At 73.6% G+C, this 15,666-nt stretch carries 10 protein-coding genes; 3 read left to right on the top strand and 7 right to left on the bottom strand.

Annotated elements, in window-relative coordinates:
• Positions 1-103 precede the first annotated feature (103 nt).
• Genes ABT123_RS09920 through ABT123_RS09950 form a run of 7 tightly spaced genes read right to left on the bottom strand, consistent with a single transcriptional unit; the run spans position 104 to position 8,215 of the window.
• A complete protein-coding gene (locus ABT123_RS09920; protein ID WP_351311602.1) occupies positions 104-919 on the bottom strand; it encodes an HpcH/HpaI aldolase/citrate lyase family protein in 816 nt (271 codons plus the stop codon).
• Complete coding sequence (locus tag ABT123_RS09925; protein WP_351311603.1) at positions 916-2,142, bottom strand: CaiB/BaiF CoA transferase family protein; 1,227 nt, start codon at positions 2,140-2,142, stop codon at positions 916-918. The genes ABT123_RS09920 and ABT123_RS09925 overlap by 4 nt, the downstream gene beginning before the upstream one ends.
• Entirely contained in the window at positions 2,139-3,047 is a 909-nt protein-coding gene (gene rbsK, locus ABT123_RS09930; protein WP_351311605.1) for a ribokinase, read from the bottom strand. The genes ABT123_RS09925 and rbsK overlap by 4 nt, the downstream gene beginning before the upstream one ends.
• Positions 3,044-4,582, bottom strand: a complete 1,539-nt coding sequence (locus ABT123_RS09935) for an ADP-ribosylglycohydrolase family protein (RefSeq protein WP_351311607.1) — start codon at positions 4,580-4,582, stop codon at positions 3,044-3,046. The genes rbsK and ABT123_RS09935 overlap by 4 nt, the downstream gene beginning before the upstream one ends.
• A complete protein-coding gene (locus ABT123_RS09940) occupies positions 4,579-5,781 on the bottom strand; it encodes an ADP-ribosylglycohydrolase family protein (RefSeq protein WP_351311609.1) in 1,203 nt (400 codons plus the stop codon). Before ABT123_RS09940 ends, ABT123_RS09935 begins: the two co-directional genes overlap by 4 nt.
• Positions 5,778-7,232 (bottom strand): ADP-ribosylglycohydrolase family protein, encoded by a 1,455-nt coding sequence (locus ABT123_RS09945; protein ID WP_351311611.1) that lies wholly within the window; start codon positions 7,230-7,232, stop codon positions 5,778-5,780. Before ABT123_RS09945 ends, ABT123_RS09940 begins: the two co-directional genes overlap by 4 nt.
• A complete protein-coding gene (locus ABT123_RS09950; protein ID WP_351311613.1) occupies positions 7,229-8,215 on the bottom strand; it encodes an ADP-ribosylglycohydrolase family protein in 987 nt (328 codons plus the stop codon). The genes ABT123_RS09945 and ABT123_RS09950 overlap by 4 nt, the downstream gene beginning before the upstream one ends.
• 248 nt (positions 8,216-8,463) lie before the next feature.
• Here ABT123_RS09950 and ABT123_RS09955 point away from each other — a divergent pair, with 248 nt between their 5' ends.
• The 3 genes from ABT123_RS09955 (at position 8,464) to ABT123_RS09965 (ending at position 15,568) form a co-directional block, all read left to right on the top strand.
• The gene (locus tag ABT123_RS09955) at positions 8,464-9,195 is read left to right on the top strand and encodes a VIT1/CCC1 transporter family protein (RefSeq protein WP_351311615.1); all 732 of its coding nucleotides are present in this window, start codon (positions 8,464-8,466) and stop codon (positions 9,193-9,195) included.
• A 372-nt stretch (positions 9,196-9,567) separates the two neighbouring features.
• On the top strand, positions 9,568-14,115 hold the full coding sequence (gene gltB, locus ABT123_RS09960; RefSeq protein WP_351311753.1) for a glutamate synthase large subunit: 4,548 nt from the start codon (positions 9,568-9,570) through the stop codon (positions 14,113-14,115).
• Entirely contained in the window at positions 14,108-15,568 is a 1,461-nt protein-coding gene (locus ABT123_RS09965) for a glutamate synthase subunit beta (protein WP_351311617.1), read from the top strand. Before gltB ends, ABT123_RS09965 begins: the two co-directional genes overlap by 8 nt.
• Positions 15,569-15,666 lie beyond the last annotated feature (98 nt).

Genomic DNA, 15,666 nt, shown 5'->3' on the forward strand with positions numbered 1-15,666 from the left:
CCCAGCCCCTTGGGCCCCGGGGGCCCGGCCTCTCTGGGGCTGTGCCCCGGCCCCCGGGGGGCTTCGCCCCGGACCGCTCCGGGGCGGGGGCAGGCCCCTGCGGCTACGGAGGGGTGGGGCGGGTGGAGAGGGTGAGGATGCGTTCGGCTACGGCCAGGACGGCCGGGTCGACGAATCTGCCGTCCGGGAGGGCCACCGCGCCCGGGGTGCGGCGGGCCGCGCCGGCGATTTCGCGGGCTGCCGTCACCTCCTCCGGCGTCGGCAGATACGCCCGCTCGATCACCGGCAGCTGACGCGGATGGATCGCCGCCCGGCCCAGGAAGCCCAGGGCGCGGCCGTGGGCGCAGGAGGCGGCCAGTGCCTCCAGGTCCCGGATGTCCGGGAAGACCGACTGGGCCGGCGGTGCCAGGCCGGCCGCCCTGGCCGCCACCACCACCCGGGACCGCGGCCAGTCCAGGCCCCGCTCGGCGGTGATGCCCAGGTCCGCCCGCAGGTCCGCCTCGCCCAGCGACAGGCCGTGCAGGGAGGGGTGCGCGCGGGCGATCTCGTACGCGCGCTCCACCCCCAGCGCGGACTCCAGCAGCGCGTACAGCGCCACCCCGCCGGTCCGGTCCGCCACCCGGACGATCTGCTCGGGGGCGGTCACCTTGGGCAGCCGGAGGCCCGCGAGGCCGCGCAGGCCGGTCAGCGCCGTCAGGTCGGCGCCCGCCCATGGCGAGCCCAGCGCGTTGACCCGGACGTGCACCGGCACCGGCGGGCGGGCCGTCAGCAGTTCCGCCGTGGCCGCGCGGGCGTACTCCTTGCGGGAGGCCGGCACCGCGTCCTCCAGGTCCACGATCACCGCGTCGGCCCCGGCGGCCAGCGCCTTCGTCACCACCTGGGGGCGGTCGCCCGGTACGTACAGCCAGGTCAGGATCACAGCGAGCCCTCCGCCCGGAGCCCGGCGACCTCCGCCGGGGACAGGCCGAGCTCGGCGAGGACCGCTTCGGTGTCCGCGCCGTGCGGGCGGCCCGCCCAGCGGATCCCGCCGGGCGTCCCGGACAGCCGGAACAGCACGTTCTGCATGCGCAGCGGCCCCAGCTCCGGGTCCTCGACCTCCGTCACCGTGTCCAGCGCGGCGAACTGCGGGTCGGCCATGACGTCCCGGATGTCGTAGACCGGAGCCACCGCCGCCTGCGCCTCCTCGAAGGCCGCCACCACCTCCTCCGCCTTGTGGCGGCCGATCCACGACCCGACCGCCTCGTCGAGCACGGCTGCCTGCCCGGCCCGCCCGGCGCCCGAGGCGAACCAGGGCTCGGCGATCAGCTCCGGCCGGCCCACCAGCCGTATCACCCGCTCGGCGACCGACTGGGCGGATGCGGACACGGCCAGCCAGCGGCCGTCCGCGCTGCGGTAGGTGTTGCGGGGGGCGTTGTTCGCCGAGCGGTTGCCGGTCCGCGGCTGCACATAGCCGAGCTGGTCGTACCAGAGCGGCTGCGGCCCCAGCACGGTGAGGATCGGCTCGATGATGGCGAGGTCCACGACCTGGCCCCGGCCGGTCCGGTCGCGTCCGGCCAGCGCGGTCATCACCGCGTACGCGGCGGTCAGCGCGGCGACCGAGTCGGCGAGGCCGAACGGCGGCAGGGTCGGCGGCCCGTCCGGCTCCCCGGTGATGGCGGCGAAGCCGCTCATCGCCTCCGCCAGGGTGCCGAAGCCGGGCCGGTGGGCGTACGGGCCGGTCTGCCCGAACCCGGTGACCCGGGCCAGCACGAGCCGCGGATTGGCCGCGCTCAGCTCCGGCCAGCCCAGGTTCCACCGCTCCAGCGTCCCCGGCCGGAAGTTCTCGATCACCACGTCGGCGGTGGCGGCGAGGCGGAGCAGGGTGGCCTGCCCGCCCGGGGTGGACAGGTCGAGGGTCATCGTCCGCTTGTTCCGGCCGAGCAGCTTCCACCACAGACCCACGCCGTCCTTGGCGGGGCCGTGGCCCCGGGACGGATCCGGACGCTCCGGATGCTCGATCTTGATCACCTCGGCGCCGAAGTCACCGAGCAGGGTGGCGGCGAGCGGCCCGGCGAAGAGCGTGGCCAGGTCGAGGACCCGGAGCCCGTCCAGCGGCCCGCCGGCCGTTCCCGTGCCGGTCCCCGCGCGCGCGGCGGTGGTCATGCCGGGCCGTCCAGCTCCGCGAAGGCCGCCTCGATCTCGCCGCGGACCGGCATCGAGTCCTGCGCGCCCGGCCGCTGCACCGACAGTGCGGCTGCCGCCGAGGCCCAGGCCAGGGCCGTACGCATCGGCCGGCCCTCGCCGACGGCCACCGCGAGCGCGCCCACGAAGGTGTCCCCGGCGGCGGTGCTGTCCACCGCCCGCACCCGGGGCGCCGGCACCATGATCGGGTCCTGTCCGCGCGCCGCGTAGAGGGAGCCGGCGTCCCCGAGGGTGATCACCACCCGGGGCACCTGCTCGAGCAGGGCCTCGGCGGCCTGCTGCGGGTCGGTGAGCCCGGTGAGGGCGGCGGCCTCGTGCTCGTTGGGGACGAGCAGGTCGGTGGCGGCGAGCAGCCGGTCGGGGAGCGGCTGCGCGGGCGCCGGCGTCAGGATGGTCCGTACGCCGTTCGAGCGGGCGACCTGGGCACCGGCGAGCACGGCCGGCATGGGCAGTTCGAGCTGGAGCAGGAGGGCGCCGGCGGCGGCGATCCGGGCTTCGTCGCCCGCTTCGAGTCCGGTCACCCGGCCGTTGGCGCCCGGGATCACGATGATGGAATTGCCGCCCTCGTCGTCGACGGTGATGTGGGCGGTGCCGCTGGCGCCCTCGACGGTGCGCAGGCCTTCGGTGCCGACCCCGGCCTCGCGGAGCGCGGCCCGCAGCCGGACCCCGAACTCGTCCGTGCCGACCGCCCCGATCATGGTCACCTCCCCGCCGCTGCGGGCGGCGGCGACGGCCTGGTTGGCCCCCTTGCCGCCGGGAACGGTACGGAATGCGCGGCCGGTCACGGTCTCGCCGAGCCGGGGGGCCTTGGGGACGTAGGCGACGAGGTCCATGTTGGTACTGCCGAGCACGGCGATGGCCGTCATGGGCGTGCTGCTTCCTGTGCGGTGAGGTGGGCGAGGGTGTCGAAGCCGATGCCGTCGAAGCCGGGCACGGTGGTGGCCAGCCGGTTCTTCAAGGGCGCGGTCCAGTGGTGCGGGATCCGGTCCGCGGCGCCGGCCAGCAGGCCGGCGATGCTGCCGGCGGTGGCGCCGTTGGAATCGGTGTCCCAGCCGCCGGACACGGCACGGCAGACGGAGCCGGAGAAGTCCCCGTCGGCGTGGGTGAGGGCGGCGGCGATCAGGGCGGTATTGGGTACGGCGTGCACCCAGTGGTAGTGCCCGTGGCGGAGGTGCAGGTGGTCCACGACCCGGTCGAAGTCGGGGTGGCGGCCGGCCGCGTCGATGGCGTCGCGGACGGCTTCGGCGAGCCGGGACCGGGGCGGTACGACGGCCAGGCCGGCCCGCAGGGCGGCATGTACATCGGCTCCGCCGCCGCCGGCTGCGAGGGCGATGGCGGCGGCTGCGAACCGGGCCGCGTACACGCCGTTGGCGGTGTGCGTGAGGACGGCGTCCCGGGACGCCTGCTCGGCCGCCCGGGCGGGCTCGCCGGGGTTGGTCCAGCCGTGCATGTCGGCGCGGATGAGCGCGCCGATCCACTCGCGGAAGGGGTTGCGGTGGCGGGCGGTGAGCGGGGGCTCCAGGCCGAGCAGCAGGTTGCGCAGGGCGACCCGCTCGGCGGTGAAGGTCCGGCCGGCCGGCAGCTCGTCCAGCCAGAGGCGGGCGACGTCGGCGGTGCAGAAGCCCCTGCCGTGGCGCTGGAGCAGGAGGAGGTTGAGGAGGGGGTAGTTGAGGTCGTCGTCCTCGGGGGTGCCGTCGATGTTCTCGGCGAGGGAGGTGGCCGCGGAGCGGCGGTTCCAGGGGTGGGCGGCGAGCAGCTCGGGCGGCACTCCGCGGGCGGTGAACCAGGTGCGGAGCGGCCAGTTGCCGGCGGCGCGGCCGAGCGCCCGAATGCCATGCAGCGGCAGCTTCTCGACGGGCTTCCCCAACACACACCCCACAGCCCGCCCCACCCACCCCGCTTCCAGCCGCCCAACGAACGTCCCCTCCGGGACCGCCCCGAACCCGCCTGCGGGGGCTGCGCCCCGGTCGGTGCCGGGCCTGATGACCGGGGCTGCGCCCGGGCAGGCTTCCGGGCCTGTGCTCCCGTTCCGGGGCTCGGCCCCGGGGCCCCGGGCCGGGGCCGGGCCGGTGGCCGGGGCTGGGCCCCGGTCGTGGGGCAGGGGCGGGCCGGACTCGGCCACCGGGCCGGAGGCCGGGGCTGGGCCTGCGGCCGGGCCCGGGGCCTGGGCGGGGGGTGGGAGGGTGGAGAGTTCGTCCAGGAGGTGTTCTGCCAGGGCGCGGAGGGCCGGTGGGGCCGGGGTGGGGGAGGCGCCGGCGCGGGTGGGGGCCGGCCGGCCGCCCGCCGCGAGCCAGGCGCGGAGCTGCGGGCCCGGGTCCCGGCCGTCCTCGACGGCTTGGCGGAGCTCGTGCCCGACCAGGTCCTCGGGCTGCACCCAGGTCAGCCGTACGGGGCCGGTCACCGCGGCCCCGCGATCGCCGAGAACGCGGCTTCGTGCACACGGCGGCGCGCCAGGTCGCGGGCGAAGACCTCCCGGGCCACCTCCGCCAGGGCCGCCGGCGGACCGTGCAGGTCGAGGCGGCTGGCCTCGGCGACCCGCTCCGACCAGGCCGACGGGACGGCGGCCCCGCCGCCCAGCGCGCCCGCGATCGCGCCCGCCATCGTCGCCGTCGAGTCGCAGTCCCGGCCGTAGTTGACCGCGCCGAGCACCGCCGCCGCGTAGTCCCCGTCGGCGATCAGCAGCATGCCCAGCGCGACGGGCAGTTCCTCGATCGAGTGCAGCCGGGACGGCCGGCGCGCGCCCAGCGAGGGCGCGCGGTAGTCCGGGCCGACCGAGTCGTACGGCGCGACCGCCGCCCGCAGCGGCCCGAGCGCCGACTCGAACTCCCGGTGGCCGGCGGCCACTTCGGCCACCGCCGCGATCGCCGCCCGGGTGCCGTCCTTCGCCAGGGACAGCGCGGTGTCCACGACCGAGGCCGCCGACGCCCCCGGCGCACACGCCGCCGCGACCGCCGCCGCGAAGACCCCGGCGGCCTCGCGCCCGTAACTGGACTGATGGGCCCCGGCGATGTCCACCGCCTCCGCGTACGCCCCCGCCGGGTTCCCCGCGTTGACGATCCCGACCGGCGCCATGTACATGGCCGCGCCGCAGTTGACGATGTTGCCGGTGCCGGCCTCGCGCGGGTCCGCATGGCCGTAGTGGAGGCGGGTGACCATCCACTTCTCGGCCAGGAAGATCCGGTGGAGGGGGAGGGCCTCGGCCTCCAGCTCCGGGATCCAGCGCGGGTTCGTGATCAGGTCCGGGACCAGGTGGTCGGCGACCGCGTAGGCGTCGAGGTGGTCGCGGACCTGCTCGTAGACCCGTACCAGGGCATGGGTCATGAGGGTGTCGTCGGTGACGTGCCCGTCGCCCTTGTGGTACGGCGCGAGGGGACGGGCGGTGCGCCAGTTCTCGTGCCAGGGGCCGACGATGCCGTGGATCCGGCCGCCGTGCCGTGCCACGATCTGCTCCGGGGACCAGCCTTCCACCGGCCCGCCGAGCGCATCACCGACGGCCGCGCCGACGAGGCAGCCCGCCGCGCGCTCCTCCAGGCTGGGCAGCGCCGCGGCGCCCCCCGCGTCCTCGGCCTTCTTGGCCGTCTCGGTCGTCTCGGTCGTCATGTCCGCATGATTCCTTGTCCTTCGGGTGCCTTGGGGGACGTCAGCTCGGTACGGGCGAGCAGCGCGGCGAGTTCGACGAGGTCGGTGCCGGCCAGCCGGGGCAGCGCGCAGCCGGACAGGGTGCGGCAGGCCTGGCGCCAGGCGGTGGGGATGGCCGCGGCGCCGCCGAGGGCGCCGGTCAGCGCACCGGCCAGGGCCGGGGCGGAGTCCGCGACCCGGGACAGGCAGGCGGCAGCCGGTACCGCCTCGGCGACCCGGCCGCGGGCGGCGGTGGCCAGGGCGAGGGCGACGGGCACGGTCTCGGCGGCGGCGATGCCATAGCTGTAGACGTGGTCGACGATCTCGTGCTCCAGGGTGGGGACGAGCCCGAAGGCGCCTTCGGTGGCGGCGCGGGCGAGGGTGACGGCGTGCCGGGCGTTGCGGCCGATCTCGGTGGTGGCGGGGAGGCGGGCGAGGGCCTCCTCGACGGCCGTGTCGACGTCCGCCCCGCCGAGCGCGGCGGCGACGGCCGCAGCCATGGCGCGGGCGCCGTGTACGCCGTCGCCGTCCTGGGTGTAGCGGGCGTCGAACTCGGCGAGGTCCGCGGCGGCTTGGGGGGCGCCGGGGTGCACGACGGCCAGGACCGCGGCCCGGACGCAGGCGGCGTCGTCGAAGTAGTGCGGGTTGTCGTGGCCGGTGGCGGGCGGGCGCAGGCCGGCGGCGAGGTTTCCGAGGCCGGCGCGTACGGAGATCCGGGCGCGCAGGGGGAGTACGGCGGACTCGACCTCGGGCGCGCGTTCGGCCGCCGCGGCCACCTCGCTGGCCAGGGCGTTCCAGGCCAGGTCGATGGCGGCCCGCATCCGCCGGGACCGGGACAGGTCGCTGAGCAGCACGCCGGCGGCGGTGAGCACGGACTCGGCGGCGAAGGCGGCCCATTCGGCGTCGTCGGAGGGGCCGAGGCGGAGGGGCTCGGGGGGCTGGTTGAGGGCGATGGGGACGGGGAGGGTGGTGGTCGCGTTCTGCTCGGCGAAGGTGTCGAGTTCGCGGGTGAGGCGACGGGTCCACTCGGGCATTCGGCTGGCGCGGTGCCGGGCGGCGGGCCAGCCGGCAGCATCCCCGGCGGCAAGCCCAAGCAACAACCCCTCAATCCGCCACCCCTTAGCCTCCGGCGGCCCGCTGGGCCCCGGGTCCGGGGCCGCCCCCACGGCCGCCCCAGCCGAAGCGCTACGCACCCGCCCCGGGACCAGCACCGCCCCGGCCACCCCGGCCTGCGGCCGGCTGGCCTCAGGGCAACTGGGCGCCTCCCCGGCCGAACCGGAACGGCCGCAGGCCGACTCCTCCGGGAGGCCGGAACCCCGGGCCGGGGGGCGGCCGGGCCCGGTGGGGGGCGGGGTTGCCGGGACCCCGGGGCTGACTGGGGTCGGCCCGGGGCCGGGGTCCGGGGGTGCCGCTTCAGGGGCGGGGGCGGTCATGCGCGGGGCTCGCTTTCCGGGGTGAGGAGGTCCGCGATGTCCAGTACGTGGTAGCCGCGCATCGATGGCAGGCAGCTGCCGCGGACCGGGCCGATGGCCGAGGACCAGTCGGCGGGGATGGCGGCGATGCCGCACAGCGCGCCGGACAGGGCCCCGGCCACCGCCGCCGTGGTGTCGGCGTCGCGGCCCATGTTGACCGCGGTCAGCACGGAGGAGCGGAACTCGCCGCCCGACGCGGCAAACGCGCCGAAGGCGAGGCCGACCGCCTCCGGGGCCAGGTCCGTCCAGGGGTAGCCGCCGATGACCACCGCCGAGCGCACCGCCCGTTCCCCCCGCGGCGCCGCCGTCACCGCCCGCCGCAGCGAACGGGCCGTCCAGGAGTCCGAGGGGATCACGGACAGGGCGGCGGAGACGACCGAGGCGGGGGAGCCGCCGGCCATCGCCGCCGCGACCCCGGCCGCGACCGCCTGGCCGCCGTAGATGCCCTCGCCGTCGTGGCTGACCGTGCCGTCGATGGCGACCAGGCGCGCGGCCTCGGCCGGGCGGCCCGCCGCGAAGACCCCGAAGGGCGCCGCCCGCATGGCCAGGCCGTCCGACCAGGCGTGCCGGTGCTGGGCCGAGATGGGGGCCGCCAGCCCCCGCCGCAGGTTCTCCAGGGTGCCGCGCTCCGAGAAGCCGGCCCCCCGGAACGGGCCCTCGTCCAGGTCGGCGATCCAGTGGTGCCAGGCCCGTTCGACATGAGGGACGGTCAGGGCGGAGCCGTGCCGCGCCAGCAGGAGGCCCGAGAAGATGGCGTACTCCGTGTCGTCCGTGCCGGCCGGGTCGTCCGAGACGAAGCCCTCGATCCGCCCCCATCGTGAACGGATCTCCGAGGGCTTCATGTTCTCCGCGGGGGCACCCAGCGCATCGCCCACCGCGAGGCCCAGAAGAGCGCCCCTGGCCCGTTCGAGGAGGACCTGCGGATTGCATGCAATCAGCTCCATGGCGCGCCTCTCCCACTTGGTGGGACTCATCATGAGCCCTTGGGGGATTTGTGCCACGGCATTCGGTTTGTCGCATGGCGCGAAACACCCCTCCAAGCCGCCCGTCACCCGGTCGCCGAACCGCAAAAGCCCAGGTAAGTACGGCCTTCCTTGCTGGCGGCGGCCAGAAATCGTGCGTAGTTTCGAGGTGTTCAGGGGGACGGGATGCCTGCCTGGATCTCGTCATACGCAAAGGGGAGCAAAGCCACATGTCCATCATCGACCTCGAAGCGCCACTCCATGAGGCCCACCGCGACAACCACACCCACCGTGACGTCAACGGCGGATGGCTGCGGCCGGCGGTGTTCGGGGCGATGGACGGCCTGGTCTCCAACCTCGCGCTGATGACCGGTGTGGCGGGCGGCGCGGTCGCCCCGCAGGCTGTGGTGATCACCGGTCTGGCCGGGCTGGCGGCCGGCGCCTTCTCGATGGCTGCCGGAGAGTACACCTCGGTCGCCTCGCAGCGTGATCTGGTCCTGGCGGAACTCGACGTCGAGCGGCAGCAGTTGCGCAAGCATCCGGTGGACGAGATGGAGGAGCTCGCCGAGCTCTACGTCTCCCGCGGGGTGGAGCCGGCGCTGGCCCGCGAGGTGGCCATGCAGCTGTCCCGGGACCCCGAGCAGGCGCTGGAGATCCACGCCCGCGAGGAGCTCGGCATAGACCTGGAGGACCTGCCGTCCCCGCTGGTCGCGGCCGTGTCCTCGTTCGGCTCGTTCGCGCTGGGCGCGCTGGTGCCGGTCCTGCCCTACCTGCTCGGCGCCACGGCCATCTGGCCGGCCGTGCTGCTCGCGCTGGCAGGGCTGTTCCTGTGCGGCGCGGTGGTCGCCCGGGTCACCGCGGCCACCTGGTGGCGCAGCGGGCTCCGGCAGCTCCTGCTGGGTGGCGCGGCGGCCGGTGTGACGTACATCCTGGGAACCTGGATCGGTTCGGCCCTAGGCTGACCCGCGCGGTAGTGAGACACTATGCAGGATCTGACATAAGTAGTGGGTTTCCCGGCGGTTTCGATTCCATGTCCGCCGGGCATGAGACCTCAGCGCCGTGGGCAATGATGCTCACCCCGCTCCGGGACCTCCGACCCGTCCGCGTCTGCTCAGCTGCGAAGGTCCCTTCTTTCTGCCTCGGGCAGTGTCCGCATGCTGAAACGCGATATCCGCTTCGCGGGATTGCGGTCATCATGTAACCTGCACGAAATTTCGCAGAGGGCCAACGTCGTCCCTCGGCTATGCACATATGCCACGACGACGACGGGAGAGCCGATGCGTTCCGCATCCACGCACTCCGCGACCGGCCCCAGCACCACTGCCTGGTCGCCCATGGACGGTCGCCCCGCCCCCCAGGGCATGTACGACCCGCGCAACGAGAAGGACGCCTGTGGCGTCGGCTTCGTGGCGAACCTCACCGGCGAGGCCACCCACACGCTCGTTGAGCAGGCGCTGACCGTACTGCGGAACCTCGAGCACCGCGGCGCGACCGGCTCCGAGCCCGACTCGGGCGACGGCGCCGGCATCCTGTCCCAGGTCCCGGACGCCTTCCTCCGTGAGGTCGCCGGATTCGAGCTCCCCAAGGCCGGCGGCTACGCCGTCGGCATCGCCTTCCTCCCCGCCGACGGCACCGCACAGGCCGTCGCCGTGGAGCAGATCGAGGCCATCGCCGCCGAGGAGGGCCTGACGGTCCTCGGCTGGCGCGAGGTCCCGGTCACCCCCGACCTGCTCGGCAACGGTGCCCGCGCCACCATGCCGGCCTTCCGGCAGCTGTTCGTCAGCAATGGCACCACCGGCCTGGAGCTGGACCGCAAGGCCTTCGTGCTGCGCAAGCGCGCCGAGCGCGAGGCGGGCACCTACTTCCCGTCGCTCTCCGCCCGCACCATCGTCTACAAGGGCATGCTGACCACCGGCCAGCTGGAGCCCTTCTTCCCGGACCTCTCCGACCGCCGGTTCGCCTCGGCCGTCGCCCTGGTCCACTCGCGGTTCTCGACGAACACCTTCCCGTCCTGGCCGCTCGCCCACCCGTACCGCTTCGTCGCGCACAACGGCGAGATCAACACGGTCAAGGGCAACCGGAACTGGATGCGCGCCCGCGAGTCCCAGCTGGCCTCGGAGCTCTTCGGTGCCGACAAGCTGGAGCGGATCTTCCCGATCTGCACCCCGGACGCCTCCGACTCGGCCTCCTTCGACGAGGTCCTGGAGCTCCTGCACCTCGGCGGCCGGTCGCTGCCGCACAGCGTGCTGATGATGATCCCGGAGGCGTGGGAGAACCACACCTCCATGGACCCGGCCCGCCGCGCGTTCTACCAGTACCACGCCACGATGATGGAGCCGTGGGACGGCCCCGCCTGCGTCACCTTCACCGACGGCACCCAGGTCGGCGCGGTCCTCGACCGCAACGGTCTGCGCCCCGGCCGCTACTGGGTCACCGATGACGGCCTCGTCGTGCTCGGCTCCGAGGTCGGTGTCCTCGACATCGACCCCGCCAAGGTCGTCCGCAAGGGCCGCCTGCAGCCCGGCAAGATGTTCCTCGTCGACACCGCCCAGAAGCGGATCATCGAGGACGACGAGATCAAGGCCGGGCTCGCGGCTGCCGCTCCGTACGCCGAATGGCTGGAGACCGGCGAGATCGAGCTCGAGGACCTGCCCGAGCGCGAGCACATCGTGCACACCCACGCCTCGGTCACCCGCCGCCAGCAGACCTTCGGCTACACCGAGGAAGAGCTCCGCATCATCCTCGCGCCGATGGCCCGCACCGGCGGCGAGCCGCTCGGCTCCATGGGTACGGACTCCCCGATCGCGGCCCTGTCCGAGCGCCCCCGGCTGCTCTTCGACTACTTCACCCAGCTGTTCGCGCAGGTCACCAACCCGCCGCTGGACGCCATCCGCGAGGAGCTCGTCACCTCGCTGCGCTCCCACATCGGCCCGCAGGCCAACCTGCTGGAGCCGACCGCCGCGTCCTGCCGCAACATCATGCTGCCGTTCCCGGTGATCGACAACGACGAGCTGGCCAAGCTCATCCACATCAACGCCGACGGCGACATGCCCGGCATGACGGCCGCGACCCTGTCCGGCCTGTACCGGGTCTCCGGCGGCGGCGAGGCCCTCGCCGCCCGGATCACCGAGATCTTCGCCGAGGCCGACGCCGCCATCGCGAACGGCGCCCGCCTGATCGTCCTCTCGGACCGCCACTCGGACGCCGAGCACGCGCCGATCCCGTCGCTGCTGCTCACCTCCGCGGTGCACCACCACCTGATCCGCACCAAGCAGCGCACCCAGGTGGGCCTGCTCATCGAGGCCGGCGACGTCCGCGAGGTCCACCACGTCGCGCTGCTCATCGGCTACGGCGCCGCCGCCGTCAACCCGTACCTGGCCATGGAGTCGGTCGAGGACCTGCTGCGCGCGGGCACCTTCCTCTCCGGCCTGGAGCCCGAGCAGGCCATCAAGAACCTGATCTACGCCCTCGGCAAGGGCGTACTGAAGGTCATGTCCAAGATGGGCATCTCCACCGTCGCCTCCTACCGCGGCGCCCAGGTCTTCGAGGCCGTCGGCCTCAACGAGGAATTCGTCGCCACCTACTTCAACGGCACCGCCACCAAGATCGGCGGCGCCGGCCTGGAGGTCATCGCCAAGGAGGTGGCCGCCCGCCACGCCAAGGCCTACCCGGCCTCCGGCATCGCCCCGGCGCACCGCGCCCTGGAGATCGGCGGCGAGTACCAGTGGCGCCGCGAGGGCGAGCCGCACCTGTTCGACCCGGAGACGGTCTTCCGCCTCCAGCACGCCACCCGCAACCGCCGGTACGACATCTTCAAGAAGTACACGGACCGGGTGAACGAGCAGTCCGAGCGGCTGATGACGCTCCGCGGCCTTTTCGGCTTCAAGACGGGTGAGTCGGGCCGTCCGGCCATCTCCGTGGACGAGGTCGAGCCGGTCTCCGAGATCGTCAAGCGCTTCTCCACCGGCGCCATGTCGTACGGCTCCATCTCCAAGGAGGCGCACGAGACCCTCGCCATCGCCATGAACCAGCTGGGCGCCAAGTCCAACACCGGTGAGGGCGGCGAGGACCCGGACCGCCTGTACGACCCGGCCCGCCGGTCGTCGATCAAGCAGGTCGCCTCCGGCCGCTTCGGCGTCACCAGCGAGTACCTGGTCAACGCGGACGACATCCAGATCAAGATGGCGCAGGGCGCCAAGCCCGGCGAGGGCGGCCAGCTGCCCGGCCACAAGGTCTACCCGTGGGTCGCCAAGACCCGGCACTCCACCCCGGGCGTCGGCCTGATCTCCCCGCCGCCGCACCACGACATCTACTCCATCGAGGACCTGGCTCAGCTGATCCACGACCTCAAGAACGCCAACCCGGTCGCGCGCATCCACGTGAAGCTCGTCTCCGAGGTCGGCGTGGGCACGGTCGCCGCGGGTGTCTCCAAGGCGCACGCGGACGTGGTCCTGATCTCCGGCCACGACGGCGGAACCGGCGCCTCCCCGCTCACCTCGCTCAAGCACGCGGGCGGCCCCTGGGAGCTCGGCCTCGCCGAGACCCAGCAGACCCTGCTGCTCAACGGTCTGCGCGACCGGATCGTCGTCCAGACCGACGGCCAGCTCAAGACCGGCCGCGACGTGGTCATCGCCGCGCTGCTCGGCGCCGAGGAGTTCGGTTTCGCGACCGCGCCGCTCGTCGTCTCCGGCTGCATCATGATGCGCGTCTGCCACCTGGACACCTGCCCGGTCGGCATCGCCACCCAGAACCCGGTGCTGCGCGACCGGTTCTCCGGCAAGCCCGAGTTCGTCGTCAACTTCTTCGAGTTCATCGCGGAGGAGGTGCGCGAGCTCCTCGCCGAGCTGGGCTTCCGTACGCTGGAGGAGGCCGTCGGCCACGCCGAGCTGCTGGACACCAGCGCGGCCGTCACCCACTGGAAGGCGCAGGGCCTGGACCTGGAGCCGCTGTTCCACGTGCCGGACCTGCCCGAGGGCGCCGTCCGCCACGCGGTGGTCGCCCAGGACCACGGCCTGGAGAAGGCCCTGGACAACGAGCTGATCGAGCTCGCGGCCGATGCGCTGGAAGCCGCCACGGCGGAGCAGGCGCAGCCGGTCCGGGCCCAGGTCGCGATCCGGAACATCAACCGGACCGTCGGCACCATGCTCGGCCACGAGGTCACCAAGCGGTTCGGCGGTGCGGGCCTGCCCGACAACACCGTCGACCTGACCTTCACTGGCAGCGCCGGCCAGTCCTTCGGCGCCTTCGTCCCGAAGGGCATCACCCTCCGCCTCGAGGGCGACGCCAACGACTACGTCGGCAAGGGCCTGTCCGGCGGCCGGATCGTGGTCCGCCCGGACCGCGGCGCCGACCACCTGGCCGAGTACTCGGTCATCGCGGGCAACACCATCGGCTACGGCGCGACCGGCGGCGAGATGTTCCTGCGGGGCCGCACCGGCGAGCGCTTCTGCGTCCGCAACTCCGGTGCGCTGGTCGTCTCGGAGGGCGTGGGCGACCACGGCTGCGAGTACATGACCGGTGGCACGGCCGTGGTCCTCGGCGAGACCGGGCGCAACTTCGCGGCCGGCATGTCGGGCGGTGTCGCGTACGTCATCGACCTGAACCAGGACAATGTCAACGTCGGCAACCTGGACGCCGTCGAGGCCCTGTCCGACGAGGACAAGCAGTGGCTGCACGACGTGGTGCGCCGCCACGAGGAGGAGACCGGGTCCACCGTGGCCGCCAGGCTCCTCGCTGACTGGTCCGTCTCGGTGGACCGCTTCAGCAAGATCATCCCGACCACGTACAAGGCAGTGCTCGCCGCCAAGGACGCCGCTGAGCGGGCCGGACTCTCCGAGTCCGAGACCACCGAGAAGATGATGGAGGCGGCGACCCATGGCTGACCCGAAGGGCTTCCTCACCACCCCGCGGCAGACCGCCTGCTCCCGTCCCGTTGAGGACCGGCTCAAGGACTGGAACGAGGTCTACGTCCCCGGCTCCCTGCTGCCGATCATCAGCAAGCAGGCCGGCCGCTGCATGGACTGCGGCATCCCGTTCTGTCACAACGGCTGCCCGCTGGGGAACCTGATCCCCGAGTGGAACGACTTCGCCTACCGCGAGGACTGGTCCGCCGCCTCGGAGCGGCTGCACGCGACGAACAACTTCCCGGAGTTCACCGGGCGGCTGTGCCCGGCGCCGTGCGAGTCGGCGTGTGTGCTCGGCATCAACCAGCCGGCCGTGACCATCAAGAACGTCGAGGTCTCGATCATCGACAAGGCGTGGGACAACGGCGATGTCGCGCCGCAGGTCCCGGACCGCCTGTCCGGCAAGACCGTCGCGGTCATCGGCTCCGGCCCGGCGGGTCTGGCCGCCGCGCAGCAGCTGACCCGGGCCGGCCACACCGTGGTCGTGTACGAGCGCGCGGACCGCATCGGCGGTCTGCTCCGCTACGGCATCCCCGAGTTCAAGATGGAGAAGGTGCACATCAACCGCCGCATCGAGCAGATGCGCGCGGAGGGCACCAAGTTCCGCACCGGCATCGAGATCGGCCGCGACCTGTCCGCGACCGACCTGCGCAAGCGGTTCGACGCGGTGGTCGTCGCGGCCGGCGCGACCGTCTCCCGCGACCTGCCGGTCCCCGGCCGGGAGCTGAACGGCATCCACTTCGCGATGGAGTACCTGCCGCTCGCCAACAAGGTGCAGGAGGGCGACTTCATGGCGCCGCCGATCACCGCCGAGGGCAAGCACGTGGTCGTGATCGGCGGCGGCGACACCGGTGCGGACTGCGTGGGCACCGCGCACCGCCAGGGCGCGGCCTCCGTCACCCAGCTGGAGATCATGCCGCGGCCGTCGGAGGACCGGCCCACGGGGCAGCCGTGGCCGACCTTCCCGATGCTGTACAAGGTGACCTCGGCCCATGAGGAGGGCGGCGAGCGGATCTACTCCGTCTCCACCACCCACTTCGAGGGCGACGAGGACGGCAACGTCCAGGCCCTGCACCTGGTCGAGGTCGAGTTCGTCGAGGGCAAGCTGACCCAGAAGCCCGGCACCGAGCGGGTCCTCCCGGCCCAGCTGGTCACCCTGGCGATGGGCTTTACCGGCACGGACCAGTCCAACGGCTTGGTCGAGCAGTTCGGCCTGGGTCTGGACGAGCGCGGCAACGTCGCCCGCGATGCGTCGTACGCGACCAACGTCGACGGCGTGTTCGTGGCCGGCGACGCGGGCCGCGGCCAGTCGCTGATCGTCTGGGCCATCGCGGAGGGCCGCTCGGCCGCCCGCGGCGTGGACCGCTTCCTGACGGGCACCAGCACCCTCCCGTACCCGGTCAAGCCGACGGACCGCTCGCTGATGGTGTGACGTAGCAGCACCGCCCGACGGCTTCGGCCGGGGCACCCCTCATACGGTCCGTACAACGAGGTACGGAATTCGACACGCGCCCGCCACGTCCCCGACCA

The sequence above is a fragment of the Streptomyces sp. NPDC002054 genome (assembly GCF_040296685.1).
Taxonomy (GTDB): Bacteria; Actinomycetota; Actinomycetes; order Streptomycetales; family Streptomycetaceae; genus Streptomyces.